Origin of the sequence: Streptomyces boninensis, assembly GCF_048572725.1 — a bacterium.
Lineage (GTDB): Bacteria > Actinomycetota > Actinomycetes > Streptomycetales > Streptomycetaceae > Streptomyces > Streptomyces boninensis.
Window position 1 is genome coordinate 4,916,191 of sequence record NZ_CP183837.1, and the last position, 16,830, is coordinate 4,933,020.

A 16,830-nucleotide genomic window follows, 5' to 3' on the forward strand; every position below is an offset into this window, starting at 1 on the left:
CCTACGGCAACTCCGGCCAGATGTTGTAGAGCAGACCCGCCAGCAGACCGCCGAGGAGCGGACCGGCCACCGGGACCCAGGAGTAGCCCCACTGCGCGTCGCCCTTGCCCTTGATCGGCAGGATGAAGGCGTACGCGATGCGCGGGCCGAGGTCACGAACCGGGTTGATGGCGTAGCCCGTCGGGCCACCCAGCGAGGTGCCGATCACCAGCACGACGAAGGCGACACCGGCGTAGCCGAGCGCCGCGTTGCCGAAGACCGGGCTGCCGCCGGACTCCGAGTAGCCCGGCGAGAAGAGGATCCAGGCGACCAGCACGAAGGTGCCGATGACCTCGGTGACCGTGTTCCACAGCTTGTTGGGGATCTGCGGAATCGTCGAGAAGACCCCGAGCGTGTTCTCCGGCTCGGGGTGGTCGTCGAACTGCAGCTTGTACGTGGCCCAGCACAGAATCGCGCCGAGGATACCGCCGCAGATCTGCCCGAGCAGATACCAGGGCACGTCCCCGCCGTCCATCTTGTCGCTGACCCACAGCCCGAGGGTGACCGCGGGGTTCAGATGCGCGCCCGTCGGGTTCGCAACGCTGGCGCCGGTGAACACGGCGAAACCCCAGCCGATGTTGATGAACAACGTGCCGGCCGCATGACCGTTCGTTTTACGCAGCACATGGTTTGCGACGACGCCGCAGCCTAGGAGCAGCAGCAGCGTGGTACCGAGCAGCTCCCATAGGAAGATCTCGCCACCGTTCAAGTCCATGGGTGACCCCCTGCCTCCACATCGTCGTGGGCACCGCGCGCGGTCGGCATGTGGCCTGCGTCACGCGGAGAGTGACAGCGCACCTTACTTCGTACATGACAGGGCGGGAAGGGTTCGCGCCACCGTAGCTGCGGCGCTCAGAGGCGTAGACCAAAGTCGTACTGCACCGGCCGCCCGCAAACCATCGGCCGATACCCCGCCTTACCGGCTCTGCCTAGCGTCGGAAGGGAGCGAGAGAAGGAAGGTGTGGGCGATGACGACGGGTGACGTGATGAACCTGCGCAAGCACGGCGATGCGGCCGCCGAGGTCGGCCAGCCGGCCGGCGAGCGGTGGCTGCTGCTCCTCGGCGGGCCCGCCGCGGGCGCGCTGCTCGGCTACCTCGTGACGCTGCTCGCGGACTGGGTGACCCGGCTGCCGTCGGCGCCGTTCGGGAGCTGGTTCGAGCTGATCGCCGGGGCGAACGGCCGCTGGGGTCCGTGGGCCGTGGTCGGCGTCGGCCTGCTGGTCGGCCTCGGCGGCGGTCTCTTCGCGGTGGCCATGGGCGCGAAGGTGACCTTCGACGGCCCGGAGGTACGGATCGTCCAGGACGGCGAGGAGGCCACCGTGGCGGCCGCGGCGATCGACGTGGTCTTCGCCGCCGGCAAGAACCTGGTCGTCCTGGACGCCGGCACCCGCCAGTTGTTCCGCGGCCGCTGCGAACTGCCCGCCGCCCGGCTGGCGGCGGCCTTCACCGCCCACGGCCACCGCTGGCTGCCCGCCGACCCGCACGCGGACGCGTACCACCGCTGGATCCCGGGCGCCCCGGAGCTGCCGGCGGCGGTCAACGCCGTACTGCGGGCCCGCAAGTCGGCGCTGGAGAAGAAGGACGCCGCCGATGCGCTGGAGCTGCGCGAGGAGGCGGAGCGGCTGGGGTATGTCGTACGGGATGAGGGGACGCGGCAGCACTGGCGGGAGCTGGCGTCGTGAGCTGCGGGCTTACGTGAACAAGGCCGAAGGCCGCCCCGGGTCGGGGCGGCCTTCGGTGTGTTCAGTTGTGTTGTGGCGATGCGGTCAGGACCTGCGGCGGCCGCGGGCCGAGATGACCAGCGGGATGCCGATGCCGATCAGGGCCGCGGCGAGGCCGCCGAGGAGGGCGAGGCTCTCGCCGCCGGTGGCGGCCAGGGCCTTGTCCTTGTCCTTGTCGCCCGGGCCTTCCGTCGCCATCTCCGTGGAGAAGGTGGTGGACATCAGGCTGGAGTACTCGCCGGGCTTGCCGTTCAGTTCCGACGAGTACTCGGTGGACAGTTCCGTACGGCCGGAGCCGGTGGAGAACTGGCCGGAGAAGGTGCCGGAGCCGCTGGTGGAGAAGGCGGTGGAGTACTCCGAGGTGCTCGCGGTGGCGCCGTCCGTGGAGCCGGAGGTGGAGCCGGACGTGGACCCGGCGGTCGAGCCGCCGGTCGCGCCGGCGGTGGTGCCGTCGGTCGCGTCTGCGGCCGCGTCGGGCGCCGGCTCGTCCGCGGAGTCGGCCGCCGGGCCGGTCGGTCCGTCCGTGGAGTCGTCGGTGGAGCCATCGGTCGTGCCATCCGTCGAGCCGTCCGTGGAGCCATCGGTCGTGCCATCCGTAGCACCGTCCGTCGACCCATCGGTCGCGGCCGGGTCCTCAGCGGCGTCGGCCTCCGGCTCCGCCGCAGGATCGGCGTCGGCCTCCGGCTCCGGCGCCGCCTCGGCCTCGGGCTCGGACTCGACCTCCGGCTCCGCCGCCAGGATCCGCACCGTCAGCGGGCCCTGCGCCTCCACATTGCCGTCGTCGTCCGACAGCGTGACCTTGCCCTTGGTCTCGCCCGGCTGGGCGTTCGGGGCCAGCCGCAGCGTCACCCCTTCGTCCGGGCTCCACGTGCCGGCCTCGGGGGAGGTGCAGGTCGCCCACGAGCCGTCGGGGGCGATCTCCTCGTCCTTGTCGCAGGTGGTGTCGGTGATCTCGGTGCCGGGCGGCGCCTCGTACCGGAGCACCTCGCCCGCGGCCGCCGGAGCCGCCGAGCCGTCCTCCAGCGCCAGGGTGACGGGCACCTCCTTGGCCAGGCCCGGGTCGAGCGTCGGGGCGGCGCCTTCCTGCGTGACCTCGGGGGCGAGCACCTTGATGGTCCAGGGCCCCTCGTCCAGGAGCGTGCCGTCCTGGTCCTTGAGGCTGACCGTGCCCTCGTACTCACCCGGCTCGACGTCCGGGCCGACCTTCACCGACACCGTCGGCTCGGTGTCCCAGGTGGTGCCGCTGGTGTTGGTGCAGGTCGCCCAAGTGCCGCTCGGGTCAACCGCCTTGGTCATGCCGTCGGGGCAGCTGATGTCGGTGATCGTGATGCCGTCAGGCGCCTCGTACCGCAGCACGTCGCCCGTCTCGGCGGGGACCGCGGAGCCGTCCGGCTGCTTCAGCGTGAGCGGCACCTCGGTCGGGTCCGGGGCGCCTGCCCCGGCGGTCGGCGCGTCGCCGCCCTGCGCGAGCTCTACGGTGCGCGGCGCGGGCGCGGGCTCCTGGGCGCCGGGGACGAGCACCGTCCAGTTGTTCTCGGCCTTCGGCGCGGTCTGGGCGGCGCGGTTGCTCGCCTTGGCGGAGAGGGTGACCTTGCCGTCGTCCAGCTTGCCCGGCTTGGTGTCCTTGTCGACCGCGACCGTCACCCGGCGCTTGGGGTTCCAGTCGGAGCCGTTGCCCGGCACGGTGCAGGTCGCCCAGGCGCCGTCGGGGTCGGATTCCTTGATGGTGCCGCAGGAGTGGTCGATGATGCGCGTGCCCGTCGGCGGCTCGAAGCGCAGCACGTCGCCCTCGACCGGCGGCACCTTCCCGCCGTTCTCCATCTGGAGCGTGAACGTCGTCTCGGTGGCGGTGCCCGCCGCGAGCGTCGGCACCGAGTCCTGCTTGACCTTGGCGCCGAGGACCCGCACGGTCCAGGACGTCACGGTGTCGGGGGTGCCGTCGTTGTGTACGAAGGTGGCCTTGCCGTCGGTCAGGTCACCGGGCTGGGTGTCCGGGTCGACCGTCACGGTCGCGAGGCGCTCCGTACCCCAGTTGGTGCCGTAGCTCGGCTCCAGGCAGGTGCCCCAGGCGCCCTTCGGGTCGATCTCCTTGATGGTGCCGCACGAGATGTCCTTGAGCTTGGTGCCCGTCGGCGGCTCGATGCGCAGCAGGTCGCCTTCCAGCGGCTCCACGGAATCGCCGCCGGACAGCAGCGAGAGCTTCGCCGTGCCGTCGCCGCCGGCGATCGTCACGGGGATCTCGGTCTGCTTCATCTCGACCGGTTGCTTCTGCTGGGCGACGGCCCCCAGGCCACCTGCCTGCACCACTACTACTGCGGCGGCCAGCACCGCCACCGCGGCGCCGCTCACCACCTGTCTCAAGCTCCGCACTCTGCTCTCCCTGATCGTTCACGACTCCGGAACGCGTGAAGCGAAAGCAGTACATCGGAGCAATCACATATAAATGAGACATAACTGGCTGGCGCGCAACCGCAACCACCCGTGCGGAGCACGGGTCCCCGGCCGAACGGATGACGATCAGACCGCCGTCAGGCGACGCTCAGACCGCCATCAGCGGAGCATCCGCCCGCCACTTGAGGATCTTGTCGAACGCGACCACCGCACCCCGGCCCGGCCGACTGTGGATGTCGACGTGATCGGCAAGGTGCTCGATCAGGAAGAGCCCGCGGCCGCCCTCGTCCGTGCGCGGCGGGTCGGCGGGGTCCGGCGCCGGCGGGGACCCGGCGAAGCCGGGCCCGGAGTCGATGACCTCGATGCGGCACTTGTCACCGTCTATGAAGGCGGTGACCCGGTAGTCGCCGGACGCGCCGCCGTGCTCGACGGCGTTGGCGCAGGCCTCGGTCAGCGCGAGGGAGAGGTCGAAGGAGATGTCCGGGTCGACACCCGCGGTGTCCATGGCTCCGGCCAGCAGCTTCCGGGCGAGGGGGACGCTCGCGGCCTCACGCCGCAATCGCAGCGACCACCAGATGCTCATCGTGTTTCAGCCTCCCGGCTGCGGCTCGACACATCGGTACGTATAACCGCGAAGCCCGCCGCCCAATCGCCCTTCGCGGGTGAGAACGCTCATCCGGCGGATGTGTTTATTCCGGTTGGTGCGATATAGGCGTTCGGCGCCCATGGCCGGATCGCGATGGCCTGCCTGGTGGCGGGATTCGACCGAGTGCCGGGGCTGGCGGACGAGTACCCGGGACGCGGTGAGATGATTGCGCCGCCATGACTGTCCCCGCCCAGCGCGCCGGCGCCGATCTGCGCCTGACCCGGGCCGCGGTGTTCACCGCGGTCTGCATCGCGCTGTCCGCGGGCGGACACGTCCTCGCCTCCGGCACCGCCGTCCCGCTGTGGACGCTCGGCCTCGCGGCCGCCGCCGTATTCGCGGTCGCCACGGCCTGCGCCGGACGCGAGCGCTCACTGCCGGGGATCGCCGCGCTGCTCGCCATCGGACAGCTGGGACTGCACTGCCTTTACGGGACCGGGCAGCACACCGCCGCCACGTCCGGGGCCGGCCCCGGCCACGAAAGCGGCGCCATGTCCCTGGCCAAGCGGCTGCTCTGCAACGAGCACACCATCCCGCTCGGCGAAGGCCGCGCCCGCGAGATCGTCGCCAACGCCGGGATCAACCCGGACAGACTGGCCCCGAGCGGCGCCACCCACGGCGCCATGGCCGACGGCGGCAGCCACGCCGCCTCTCTCTGGGACGCCTCCGTCTACTCCCTCCCCATGCTGCTCGGCCACGTCCTCGCCGCCCTCGCCGCCGGCTGGCTGCTGCGCCGCGGCGAGGCCTCGGTGTGGCGGCTCGTACGCCTCACCGCAGGCGCCGCCCGCACCACGAGCGCTCCGCTCCGCGCTGCCGTACGCCTCGCCGCCGCCCTGCGCGCCGGGCTGCGGGCCACGCTGCCCGAGCCGGGCGGCCCGGCCCGTACGGCCGAAGCACCAGGCCCCGCGGCCATAACGGCCGAACTCCAGCACAGCGTCCAGCGCCGCGGCCCGCCCGCCCTCGCCCTCGCGGCCTGACACGCGCGGCTCCACCACTCCCGCCCCAGCAGGGGCGCTGCACGGGTGCGGGACGCGCGCTGCCGCCGCACGCGCGCATCGCCGAGCGATCGATCCCCTTCACCCATCACCGCATCCAGGAGTGTCCTGCCATGCATGCCAAGTCCCTGCGCCGCCTGTCCGCCATCGGCGGCCTCGCCACCGGCGCCGTCCTGCTGCTCGCCGTCCCCGCCTCCGCCCACGTCTCGGTCAACCCCGACGAGGCCGAGCAGGGCGGCTACGCCACCGTGAACTTCAAGGTGCCCAACGAGCGCGACAACGCCTCCACCGTCAAGCTCGAGGTCACCCTCCCCGAGGACCACCCGCTCACCTCCGCCATGCCGCAGCCGGTGCCGGGCTGGGATGTGAAGGTCAGCAAGAAGAAGCTCGACAAGCCGATCGAATCGCACGGCGAGAAGATCACCGAGGTGGTCTCCAAGATCACCTGGACCGGCGGGAAGATCCAGCCGGGCGAGTTCCAGCAGTTCCCGGTCTCCGTCGGGCAGCTGCCCGAGGACGCCGACCAGCTGGTCTTCAAGGCGCTGCAGACGTACGACAAGAACAACGAGGTCGTGCGCTGGATCGAGGAGCCGAAGGAAGGCGAGCCGGAGCCGGAGAGCCCCGCGCCGGTGCTGAAGCTCGTACCCGCCAAGGACGGCGGCCACGGCGACGACGCCAAGGCCGGCGCCGGCCAGGCCTCGGCCGACAAGGACACCGCGAACGCCGGCGCCGAGAGCGACGACAGCGGCAGCGACACCACCGCCCGCGCCCTCGGCATCGTCGGCATCGTCGTCGGCGCCGCGGGTGTCGCCTTCGGCGTACTCGCCCGCCGCAAGTCCGCCTGACGGCTGGTCACCCCGCGACCCCGCGGGTCCGGGACGGGCGCGCCGCCCGTCCCGGACCCGCGCGCCGGAGCCACGCTAGGCACGCAATGTCTGGAATGACACACCCCTCGGAGAAGCAGCAGATGCGCACAGCTCAACTTTCACCCCGCGCCGGGCGCCGGACCCGGCAGGCCGCCGCCGTCGCCGCGGCGCTCCTCCTCGGCGTCACGGCCGCCGCATGCGGTTCAGGCGACGAGGCCAAGCCCGCCGTCGAGATCTCCGGCGGCAACAACAGCGCCAAGAAGGCCGGCACCGTACTGGACACCCCCAAGGAGAAGCCGGACCTCATCCTCAACGACTTCAACGGCAAGAAGTACGACCTCATCAAGGAGACCAAGGGCAAGCCCACCCTCGTCTTCTTCGGCTACACCCACTGCCCGGACGTCTGCCCGGTCATCATGAGCGACATCGCCCTCGCCAAGTCCAAGCTGCCGAAGGCCGAGCAGGACAAGCTGCAGGTCGTCTTCGTCACCACCGACCCCAAGCGCGACACCGAGAAGCGGCTCAAGAAGTGGCTCGGCATGCAGGACAAGAGCTTCATCGGCCTGACCGGCGACTGGGACACCATCGAGGCCGGCGCCCGCACCGTCGGCATCTTCATGGACCCGCCGAAGAAGGAGAAGGACGGCTCCTACACCGTCGCCCACAGCTCCGAGGTCCTCGCCTACTCCCCCACGGACGACAAGGCGCACGTCATCTACCTCGCCGGCGTCGACTCCAGCCAGTACGCCAAGGACTTCCCCAAGCTCATCAAGGGACAGCAGCCGTTCAAGGGGAAGAAGCCGTGACCTACGCAAGGCCGGCCGCCCTCGCCGCGGCCGGAGTACTGCTCACCACCCTCGCCGCCTGCTCCGGCGGCGACGGCAAGCCCGAACTGAGCGCCCTCGGCGGCTTCGTACCGCAGCCGCTCATGGAGGACATGGCCGCCGGCTACGTCACCGTCCGCAACGACGGCGACGCCGCCGACGAGCTCACCTCCGTCACCACCGCCCTCGCCGGCAAGGTCACCCTGCACACCACCACGGACAACACCATGAAGCAGGTGAAGCAGCTCGACGTCCCCGCCGGCGGCGAACTCGAGCTCGCCCGCGGCGGCAACCACCTGATGCTGGAGAAGCTCGGCCGCAAGCCGAAGGTCGGTGAGAAGGTGACCTTGACCCTGCACTTCGCCAAGTCGCAGCCGATCAAGGTCGAGGTGCCGGTCGAGCCCACCACCTACCGACCGCCGAAGAAGGACTGAGCGGCATGACCTCCCGGATCGCGCGGCGGCGGCCCCGCATAGTCAAGCTGGCCGCCACCGTCCTCACCGCGCTGCTGTGCGCCCTCGCCGGCGGCCTCTTCGGCGCCACGCCCGCCGCCGCCCACGCCGCGCTCACCGGCACCGACCCCAAGGACGGCTCGGTCGTCCAGACCGCGCCGAAGGACATCTCCCTCTCCTTCTCCGAGGGCGTGCAGCTGTCCGACGACTCGGTACGGGTCCTCGACCCCAAGGGCCGCGACGTCGCCAAGGGCGAACCGCACCACGTCGGCGGCAAGGCCGCATCCGCGGCGGTCGCCCTCCACAGCGGCCTGCCCGAGGGCACCTACACCGTCGCATGGAAGGCCGTCTCCGCCGACAGCCACCCGGTGGCCGGGGCCTTCACCTTCTCCATCGGCAAGGAATCCAAGACCTCCGTGACGGTGGGCTCGGGCGCCTCCGACAGCGGCGTGAAGACGCTCTACGACACCGGCCGCTACATCGCCTACGGCGGCTTCGTGCTGATGGTCGGCGGCTGCGTCTTCACCGGCTGGTGCGGCGGCCGCTCGCCCATGGTGCGCCGCCTCGCGGCCGGCGGCTGGGTGCTGCTCTTCGCCGCGACCGTGGCCCTGCTGCTGCTCCGCGGCCCGTACACCGGCGCCGGCTTCGGCCTCACCGAGACGCGCGAGGTGCTCGCCACCCGCCCCGGAGCGGCGCTCCTTTCGCGACTGCTCCTCCTCGGCGCCGCGGCGGTCTTCCTGTCGGTGCTCTTCGGCTCGTACGAGCGCAGCCGCGCGGGCGGCAAGAACGGCCGCGATACGGACCGCACCGCGAGCGAGCAGCGCGACCTGGCGTACGGCCTGGGCATCGGCGGCGCCGTGGTGGCCGCCGGCCTCGCCGCCACCTGGGCCATGGCAGAACACGCCTCCGCCGGCATCCAGCCCTGGCTGGCCATGCCGGTGACCGCGATCCACCTGCTCGCGGTGGCGGTATGGCTCGGCGGCCTGGCCGCGCTGGCGGTGTCGATGCGCAGCGGGCCGCCGGTCGAGCGGAAGGTCGTGCAGCGCTTCTCCCAGCTGGCATTCGGCAGCGTGCTGGTGCTCGTCGCCACCGGGCTTTACCAGGCCTGGCGCGGCGTCGGCTCGTGGGGCGCGCTGACCTCGACGAGGTACGGACAGCTGCTGCTGGTGAAGGTGGGCCTGGTCGCGGTGCTGGTCGGCGTCGCCTGGATCTCGCGGCGCTGGACGGCGCGGCTGGGGGAGGCGGGGGCCGTGCCGGCACAGGCGGAGGCAACCGCCAAGGCCGGGGAGCGGGACAAGGCCGCGGAGCCGGTGAAGGCCGCGGCGAAAACGGGCCGGGGGCGCAAGGACTCGGACGCGGAGGCGGACGCGGACGCGGGCTCAAGCTCGGACTCGGACTCGGACGCGGCAGCACCCGACCGCCGCGCCCAGCTCGCCCGCCAGCGCGCCGCCGTCGAGGCCGCCCGCGAGCGCCGGGCCCGCGACGCCGACCCCAACCGCAGCGGACTGCGCAAATCCGTACTGGTGGAGGTCGCCATCGCCCTCATCCTCCTGTCGGTCACCACCGTCCTGACCGGCACCCAGCCGGGCCGCGCCGAAACCGACCAGCAAGCCGGCGGCGCCGCACAATCCGAAGCCGCCGCAGGACCGGTCACCGTCGAGATCCCGTACGACACCGGCGGCCAGGGCGGCAAGGGCAAGGCCGAGCTGACGATGGACCCGGCCCGCGCCGGCACCGACAACACCCTCCACGTCTACCTGACCAACGACAACGGCGAACTGGTCGACGCCCCCGAGGTCAAGGTCTCCTTCCGCCTCCCCGCCAAGGACCTCGGCCCGCTCACCCCGAAGCTCGGCAAGGCCGACGCCGGGCACTGGTCGGCGGCCGGCGTACAGCTGCCCATGGCGGGCGAGTGGGAGATCTCGCTGACCGTCCGCACCTCGGATGTCGACCAGGTCACCGAGACAAAGAAGATCAAGATTTCATGACCGAGGAACGATGACCGAGAAACCCGGCAAGCTCACCCGCCGCCGCCTCCTCGGCGCCGCGGGCGCCACCGGCGCCGCAGGCCTCGTCGCCGGCGGCGCCGGCGGCGCGGCCGCGGCGAGCGCTGTGCGCGACCAGCCCACGGAGTTGGCATCAGTAGGCCGCGCCCACATCCCGTTTCACGGGAAACATCAGGCCGGCATCACCACCCCCCTCCAGGCCGCCGGCCACCTCGCCGCCTTCGACCTGGCAGCCGACGCCGACCGCCGCTCGGCCGCCGCCCTCCTCCGCCGCTGGACCCGCACCGCCGCCGCACTGACCGAGGGCAACCCTCCGGACCGCGACACCGGCATCGCCCGCGACGCGGGCCCGTCAGCCCTCACGATCACCTTCGGCTTCGGCCGCACCTTCTTCGCCCGTACGGACCTGAAGGCCCAACTCCCCGAGGCGCTGACCCCACTACCGGACTTCACCGCCGACCACCTCGACCCGAAGCGCAGCAACGGCGACCTGTGGATACAGATCGGCGCCGACGACCCCCTCGTCGCTTTCGACGCCCTCCGCACCCTGCAGCGCGAGGCCGCCGACACAGCCACCCTCCGCTGGCAGATGTCCGGCTTCAACCGCACCCCGGGCGCGACCGCACACCCCATGTCCATGCGCAATCTGATGGGCCAGGTCGACGGCACCAACAACCCCAAGCCGGAGGACAAGGACTTCGCGGCGAAGATCTTCGTACCGAAAGACGGCACTCCCGCCTGGATGGCAGGCGGCTCGTACGCCGTCGTCCGCCGCATCCGCATGCTCCTGGACACATGGGACCACCTCCCCGCCGACCGCCAGGAACGGGTCATAGGCCGCCGCAAATCGGACGGCGCACCCCTCTCCGGCGGCACGGAAACGACACCCGTGGCCCTCAACAAGATCAACAAGGACGGCTCCTTCGCCATCCTCGGCGACGCCCACATCCGGGTCGCAGCCCCCGAATCCAACAGCGGCGCCACGATGCTGCGCCGCTCCTTCTCGTACCACGACGGCTTCCGCGACGACGGCGCACCGGACGCGGGCCTCCTCTTCATCGCCTGGCAGGCGGACCCGCGCCACGGCTTCACTCCGGTCCAGCGGAAACTCGACCGGGGCGACGGGCTGTCCCGCTTCCTCCGCCACGAGGCAAGCGCGCTGTTCGCGGTACCGGGCGGCTGCGCACCAGGTGAGTACGTAGGACAGCGGCTCCTGGAGGCGTAGACCCACACCGCGGGCGCGCAATCACCACGGACCACAACCTGGACACCCCCAGCCGCAGGCCCCGGCCCCCGGCTATCGTGAGCGGATGTCCGCGAGCCGCTACACCTACCTTGGCCCCGAAGGCACCTTCACCGAAGCCGCCCTCCGCACCCTCCCCGAGTCCGCCACCCGCGAACTCGTCCCCATGATCTCGGTGCCCGCCGCGCTCGACGCGGTCCGTACCGGCGACGCGGCCGCCGCCCTCGTCCCGATCGAGAACTCCGTCGAAGGCGGCGTCACCGCCACCCTCGACGAACTCGCCCTCGGCGACCCGCTGATGATCTATCGCGAGGTGCTGCTCCCGATCGCCTTCGCGCTGCTCGTACGGCCGGGGACGAAGATCGAGGACATCAAGACCGTCACCGGCCACCCGGTGGCCCAGCCCCAGGTCCGCCGCTGGCTCGCGGCCAACCTCCCCGACGCCGTGTGGGAGTCCTCCGCCTCCAACGCCGACGGCGCCCGCCAGGTCCAGGAAGGCAAGATCGACGGCGCCTTCGCGGGTGAGTTCGCGGCCGCGACGTACGGCCTGGAGCCCCTGGTCAAGGACATCCACGACGCGGAGAACGCCGCCACCCGCTTCGTCCTCGTCGGCCGCCCGGCCCGCCCGGCGGCGCCGACCGGCGCCGACAAGACGTCGACGGTGATCTGGCTGGGCGACGACCACCCCGGCGCGCTGATGGAGCTGCTGCAGGAGTACTCCGTGCGCGGGGTGAACCTGCTGCGGATCGAGTCGCGGCCGACGGGTGAGGGGATCGGGCGCTACTGCTTCTCGGTCGACGCCGAGGGACACATCTCGGACCGTCGGGTCAGCGAGGCGCTGATGGGGCTGAAGCGGGTGTGCCCGAAGGTGCGGTTCCTGGGCTCGTACCCGAGGGCGGGGGTCGGCGCGGAAGATGTGTCGCCGGCTCGCGCGGGGACCTCGGACGACGACTTCACATCGGCGGCGGACTGGCTGAACCGCTGCCTCGATGGTCGGGGCTGATCAGGGGATCGTCACACCCCGGCTTCACTTGTACACAGCTCCGTGAAGTTATCCACAGGCTGCGTCTCTCGACCTGTGAATAAGTCGACACAGCAATCGGACACTGTCGACAAGTCGGTCTACTGACCCACTTTCCTCCACAGGGGGACAGATCCCACCTCGTCCACTCAATTCCATCGATCCACTCTTTGGAGTTAGGCAATCCCACTCTAAAGACGGTGTAGATGACGTTTGAAGCGGGAATCCTGTGGCAGCAGCGCAGCCCCCAGGAATGATCACTTCCATCATCCACAGACCACATCGACAGCCTGTGGATAAGGAAGCCGCCACCCCCGCCAGCCTGTGGAAAAGCTAAGGGGTGCGGGCTCAACTCCCTCTCCGATCAAGGTCAGTCCAAGATCGAAGCGTCATGCAAAATGCGCCGTATGACCCTTTTAAGCGAATCCCGAAAATCCCCTTGACCTGAACTCTCAAACCCCTCACAGAAGACTAAAACCGGACACAACGGAATATCAGGTCGAGCACCTTCCCCCACCCCGGTAACCTTGGCCGCGTGATTGACCTTCGCCTGCTCCGTGAGGACCCCGACCGTGTGCGCGCATCGCAGCGCGCCCGTGGAGAGGACGTCGGCCTCGTCGACGCCCTGCTCTCCGCCGACGAGCGGCGGCGGTCGTCCGGCGTGCGCTTCGACGAGCTGCGCGCCGAGCAGAAGCAGCTGGGCAAGAAGGTCGCGCAGGCCAAGGGCGAGGAGAAGGCCGAGCTCCTCACCCGTACCAAGCAGCTCGCCGCCGACGTCAAGGCCGCCGACGCCACGCAGGACGAGGCCGCCGCCGAGGTGCAGAAGCTGCTCGCCCAGATCGGCAACCTCGTCCACCCCGACGTCCCGGTCGGCGGCGAGGACGACTTCATCACCCTGGAGACGGTCGGCACCCCGCGCGACTTCGCCGCGGAGGGCTTCGAGCCCAAGGATCACCTGGAGCTCGGCCGTATCCTCGGCGCGATCGACACCGAGCGGGCCGCCAAGGTCTCGGGTGCGCGCTTCTACTACCTCACCGGCGTCGGCGCGCTCCTGGAGCTCGCGCTGGTCAACGCCGCGATCGCGCAGGCGGGCGCGGCGGGCTTCACGCCGATGATCACGCCCGCGCTGGTCAAGTCGCGCGCCATGGAGGGCACCGGCTTCCTCGGCCAGGCGGCCGAGGACGTGTACTACCTGGAGAAGGACGAGGCGTACCTGGTCGGCACCTCGGAGGTCACCCTCGCCGGCTACCACATGGACGAGATCCTCGACGAGGCCCAGCTGCCGCTGCGCTATGCCGGCTTCTCGCCCTGCTTCCGCCGCGAGGCGGGCTCGCACGGCAAGGACACCAGGGGCATCATCCGGGTCCACCAGTTCGACAAGGTCGAGATGTTCTCGTACATCGCGCCGGAGGACGCCGACGCCGAGCACCAGCGGCTGCTGGAGTGGGAGAAGCAGTGGCTGACCTCGCTCGGCCTGGCCTTCCGGGTGATCGATACGGCGACGGGCGACCTGGGGCTTTCGGCCTCGCGGAAGTACGACTGCGAGGCGTGGATCCCGACGCAGGGCAAGTACCGCGAGCTGACCTCGACGTCGAACTGCAATGAGTTCCAGGCGCGGCGGCTGTCGGTCCGGATGCGCGGCACCGGCGAGGACCGCAAGGTGCGCCCGCTGGCCACGCTGAACGGCACGCTGTGCGCCGTGCCGCGCACGATCGTGGCGATCCTGGAGACGCACCAGCAGCCGGACGGCTCGGTGGTGGTGCCGGAGGTGCTGCGGCCGTATCTGGGCGGGCGCGAGGTGCTCGAGCCGGTGTCCTCGAAGTGAGCGGGGCGCACGACCTTCCGGGCGACGTGGCAGGTGACCTCCCGTACCGCCTGATCGCGACGGACCTCGACGGCACCCTGCTGCGTACGGACGAGACGATCTCGCCGCGCACGCGGGGGGCGCTGCAGGCTGCCGCCTCCCTGGGGGCGGCGCACATCGTGGTCACGGGCCGGGCGGTGCCCTGGACCCGCGACATCCTGGACGAGCTGGGCTACGAGGGCCTGGCGGTCTGCGGCCAGGGCGCGCAGGTCTACCACGCGGGCGAGCACCGGCTGCTGACGTCCGTAACCCTGGACCGCCGGCTGGCGGCGATGGCGCTGGAGAAGCTGGAGGCCGAGGTCGGCCCGCTGGCGGTGGCGGCGAGCCGCGACGGCCTGGCGGGCGAGGTGCTGTTCGGCCCCGGCTTCGGGGCGGTGGCGCGGGGCGACCTTCCGGTGATCACCTTCGACGACCGCGCGGAGCTGTGGGCCGAGCCCCTGAACAAGCTCTACATCCAGCACCCCTCCCTCCACGACGACGCTCTGACGGCGGCGGCCCAGGAGGTCATCGGCGACCTGGTGGGTGTGGTGATGGCGGGCAAGGACACGGTCGAGCTGCTCCCGCACGGCCTGTCGAAGTCGACGGGGCTGTCCCTGGCCGCGCGGCGGCTGGGCTGCAAGGCGGCGGACACGATCGCCTTCGGCGATATGCCGAACGATGTGCCGATGTTCGGCTGGGCGGCGCACGGCGTCGCGATGGCGAATGCGCACGAGGAGCTGCTGGCGGTGGCGGACGAGATCACGTCGTCGAATGACGAGGACGGGATCGCTGTGGTGCTGGAGCGGTTGTACGGGGTGTGAGCTGTGCGGCGGCTGAGTTGTGCGGCGGCTGAGTTGTACTGCGGCTGAATTGTCAGACCCGGCTGCCACGATCGTGGCATGGGGTTCTTCGATGATCTCGTGATGCCGGACGAACCGGCCGCTGAGCGGGCCGTGTTGGCCCGGTTAAGGCCGCCGGGGGAGGACGCGGAGCGGTATGCGCCGCCCGTGGACTGGTGCGCGCCTGTGCTGCTTTCGTGGCGGGGCGCCTGAGGAGGTGGGCTCGGGGCCCGATGCCAAGGTGCTGCTGACGGGTTGGTCGGTGTGGCCACGGTCCGTAACGCTGCATCTGGCGGTCTTCTTCAGGACCCGGTGGCGGAGCCTGGGACCATCGATCGGCGGGCGGCAGTCGGGCTTGCGGGTGGGGCTGCTGCTGGCGGACGGGCGGCGGGTGACGTCGCTGGACGGCACGATTCAGCGGATGGTGCGAGGGCCGGGCAGGCGGCCTGACTTCACGCAGACGTCGCAGGCCATCGGCCTGATACCGCTGGACACCGGGCTGGGGGCGGCCCGCCGGTCGCGCTTCAGGACCGATGTCGATCTGTATCTGGCGGAGCTGCCGCCTGCGGGTGAGGCGCAGTTGGTCGTGGAGTGGCCGGATGAGGGGATAGCCGAGACGCGGGTGCCGGTGGATGTGGCCGCGCTGCGGGCCGCGGCGGGGCGGGTGGTGGAGGTGTGGCCGGGGCTTGAGCCGCCGGAGCCGGAGGCGGCAGGGCCTGGTCCGGCGGGGCGGTCGCGCGTGGTCACGTATGTGGAGGCGAGCGGGCCGCCCGGCTTTCTGGCGCCGCCCCTGACCGAGCAGCAGTTGGAGGCCCGGCGGCGCGAGGAGGAGGCGCGGCTGCGCTATGTGCCGCGGGCGGACTGGGAGGGGATGGTCTACGAGGACTGGGCGGATGTGCGGCTGATACGTGCCCGTCTTGAGGGAGGTGCGCCGGTCGATGAGCCGGGCGGCCGGCAGGGCACGACGCCGCTGCTACACGCCGCGAAGCAGGGTTCGGGCGAGGCGGTGGCGGAGCTGCTGTCGCGTCAGCCGAGGCCGCGGGTCGATGCGGAGGACGAGGACGGGCACACGCCGCTCTGGTATGCGGCCTGTCGGGTGGATGCGGGCTGCGTGCGGGCGTTGATCGAGGCCGGGGCTGATGTGTGGACGCCGCAGGTCGGGCCGTGGTCGCCGGGGCGGTTGCTGCTCACCACGCCGCTGGCTTCGATGGTCGCGGAGCTGCCGGGGGCGGTGGAGTTGCCGGCGGCGGAGGTGGCGGCGTTCAGGGCGGCTGATGCGCTGATCGCGGCCTTTGGGCGGGCGGAACTGTTTACCGAAGGACTCGGGATCGCCTTCGTGAGGGGTGTGACTGAGGCGGAGGTGTTACGGCGGCTGGGTGCCGATCCCGCGCGGTGCCGGGTGGTGGATTCAGACGATCTGCCCTTTGACCGTGAGGACTTCGAGGAGTCCCTGCGCCATGTGGCGGTGACGCGGGTGCGGGGCAGGCCGGGCGGGTGTGTGATCACGCAGAGCGGCTATCTGCCGGGCGACGGCGACGTGCTGCGGCCGGTGTCGGTGGGGACGGTGGCGTACGGGGTCTACTTCAACCCGAAGGGTGGGACGCCCGGGACGCTGGCTCGGGATGGGGAGGTCGTCATGCGCGAGGAGATCGGGTTGTGGCCGCGGGAGGCGGACCCGGCTGCGCACTGGCACTTTCGGTTCTGGCAGCGTTGCAGGGAGTTTCCGTACGACGCTGGCGAGTTGGCCTATGCGTGTGCTGCGGCGGGGATGCGGATCGAGGATGGTGCGGTGGCGGTGGATCGACGGGGGCAGCGGTGGGTGAGGCTGGGTGGGCTGAGTACCTAGCGGTACGTAGGTCCCGAGGTACGTAACTTTCCGATAATCCGTTCGTTGCCCCTGGTGCGTGGAGGCAACTACGGAACGCTAGTTGATACGTAACGTGTGGG

The 16,830-nt window shown here is 71.1% G+C and carries 14 protein-coding genes; 11 read left to right on the top strand and 3 right to left on the bottom strand.

What is annotated here, in order from left to right; genetic code table 11:
* Position 1: 1 nt before the first annotated feature.
* Positions 2-748, bottom strand: a complete 747-nt coding sequence (locus ACNNMR_RS22345) for an MIP/aquaporin family protein (RefSeq protein ID WP_420000436.1) — start codon at positions 746-748, stop codon at positions 2-4.
* Between the two features lie 259 nt (positions 749-1,007).
* Here ACNNMR_RS22345 and ACNNMR_RS22350 point away from each other — a divergent pair, with 259 nt between their 5' ends.
* A complete protein-coding gene (locus tag ACNNMR_RS22350) occupies positions 1,008-1,721 on the top strand; it encodes a YqeB family protein (RefSeq protein WP_419996441.1) in 714 nt (237 codons plus the stop codon).
* An 84-nt stretch (positions 1,722-1,805) separates the two neighbouring features.
* Here ACNNMR_RS22350 and ACNNMR_RS22355 read toward each other — a convergent pair whose 3' ends face one another.
* Positions 1,806-4,130 carry a hypothetical protein gene (locus ACNNMR_RS22355; protein WP_419996442.1) on the bottom strand — a complete coding sequence of 775 codons (2,325 nt, stop codon included), beginning with the start codon at positions 4,128-4,130 and terminating at the stop codon, positions 1,806-1,808.
* 169 nt (positions 4,131-4,299) lie between these two features.
* Positions 4,300-4,734, bottom strand: coding sequence for an ATP-binding protein (locus ACNNMR_RS22360; protein WP_419996443.1), 435 nt, complete (start codon positions 4,732-4,734; stop codon positions 4,300-4,302).
* Positions 4,735-4,973: 239 nt separating this feature from the next.
* On the opposite strand from ACNNMR_RS22360, the gene ACNNMR_RS22365 reads away from it, so the two are divergent.
* The 10 genes from ACNNMR_RS22365 to ACNNMR_RS22410 all read left to right on the top strand — a co-directional run bounded on the left by ACNNMR_RS22365 (position 4,974) and on the right by ACNNMR_RS22410 (position 16,729).
* The gene (locus ACNNMR_RS22365; protein ID WP_419996444.1) at positions 4,974-5,771 is read left to right on the top strand and encodes a hypothetical protein; all 798 of its coding nucleotides are present in this window, start codon (positions 4,974-4,976) and stop codon (positions 5,769-5,771) included.
* A gap of 131 nt (positions 5,772-5,902) precedes the next feature.
* Complete coding sequence (locus tag ACNNMR_RS22370; protein ID WP_419996445.1) at positions 5,903-6,634, top strand: YcnI family protein; 732 nt, start codon at positions 5,903-5,905, stop codon at positions 6,632-6,634.
* Between the two features lie 122 nt (positions 6,635-6,756).
* Positions 6,757-7,461, top strand: coding sequence for an SCO family protein (locus ACNNMR_RS22375; RefSeq protein WP_419996446.1), 705 nt, complete (start codon positions 6,757-6,759; stop codon positions 7,459-7,461).
* Entirely contained in the window at positions 7,458-7,913 is a 456-nt protein-coding gene (locus tag ACNNMR_RS22380; RefSeq protein ID WP_419996447.1) for a copper chaperone PCu(A)C, read from the top strand. Before ACNNMR_RS22375 ends, ACNNMR_RS22380 begins: the two co-directional genes overlap by 4 nt.
* Positions 7,914-7,918: 5 nt before the next feature.
* Positions 7,919-9,919: a copper resistance protein CopC gene (locus tag ACNNMR_RS22385; RefSeq protein WP_419996448.1), complete on the top strand. Its 2,001-nt coding sequence runs from the start codon at positions 7,919-7,921 to the stop codon at positions 9,917-9,919.
* 10 nt (positions 9,920-9,929) lie between these two features.
* Positions 9,930-11,162, top strand: coding sequence for an iron uptake transporter deferrochelatase/peroxidase subunit (gene efeB / locus ACNNMR_RS22390; protein WP_419996449.1), 1,233 nt, complete (start codon positions 9,930-9,932; stop codon positions 11,160-11,162).
* Between the two features lie 85 nt (positions 11,163-11,247).
* A complete protein-coding gene (pheA, locus tag ACNNMR_RS22395) occupies positions 11,248-12,183 on the top strand; it encodes a prephenate dehydratase (protein WP_419996450.1) in 936 nt (311 codons plus the stop codon).
* A gap of 553 nt (positions 12,184-12,736) precedes the next feature.
* Positions 12,737-14,026 carry a serine--tRNA ligase gene (gene serS, locus ACNNMR_RS22400; protein ID WP_419996451.1) on the top strand — a complete coding sequence of 430 codons (1,290 nt, stop codon included), beginning with the start codon at positions 12,737-12,739 and terminating at the stop codon, positions 14,024-14,026.
* A gap of 26 nt (positions 14,027-14,052) precedes the next feature.
* Entirely contained in the window at positions 14,053-14,865 is an 813-nt protein-coding gene (locus ACNNMR_RS22405; protein ID WP_420000437.1) for an HAD family hydrolase, read from the top strand.
* 235 nt (positions 14,866-15,100) lie between these two features.
* Entirely contained in the window at positions 15,101-16,729 is a 1,629-nt protein-coding gene (locus ACNNMR_RS22410) for an ankyrin repeat domain-containing protein (RefSeq protein ID WP_419996452.1), read from the top strand.
* Positions 16,730-16,830 lie beyond the last annotated feature (101 nt).

Bases quoted from the DNA above. Each gene is read 5' to 3' on its own strand.
- ACNNMR_RS22370 (WP_419996445.1), top strand. From the start codon at position 5,903: ATGCATGCCAAGTCCCTGCGCCGCCTGTCCGCCATCGGCGGCCTCGCC.
- ACNNMR_RS22375 (WP_419996446.1), top strand. From the start codon at position 6,757: ATGCGCACAGCTCAACTTTCACCCCGCGCCGGGCGCCGGACCCGGCAG.
- ACNNMR_RS22350 (WP_419996441.1), top strand. From the start codon at position 1,008: ATGACGACGGGTGACGTGATGAACCTGCGCAAGCACGGCGATGCGGCC.
- ACNNMR_RS22360 (WP_419996443.1), bottom strand. From the start codon at position 4,734: ATGAGCATCTGGTGGTCGCTGCGATTGCGGCGTGAGGCCGCGAGCGTC.
- efeB (WP_419996449.1), top strand. From the start codon at position 9,930: ATGACCGAGAAACCCGGCAAGCTCACCCGCCGCCGCCTCCTCGGCGCC.
- ACNNMR_RS22365 (WP_419996444.1), top strand. From the start codon at position 4,974: ATGACTGTCCCCGCCCAGCGCGCCGGCGCCGATCTGCGCCTGACCCGG.
- pheA (WP_419996450.1), top strand. From the start codon at position 11,248: ATGTCCGCGAGCCGCTACACCTACCTTGGCCCCGAAGGCACCTTCACC.
- ACNNMR_RS22385 (WP_419996448.1), top strand. From the start codon at position 7,919: ATGACCTCCCGGATCGCGCGGCGGCGGCCCCGCATAGTCAAGCTGGCC.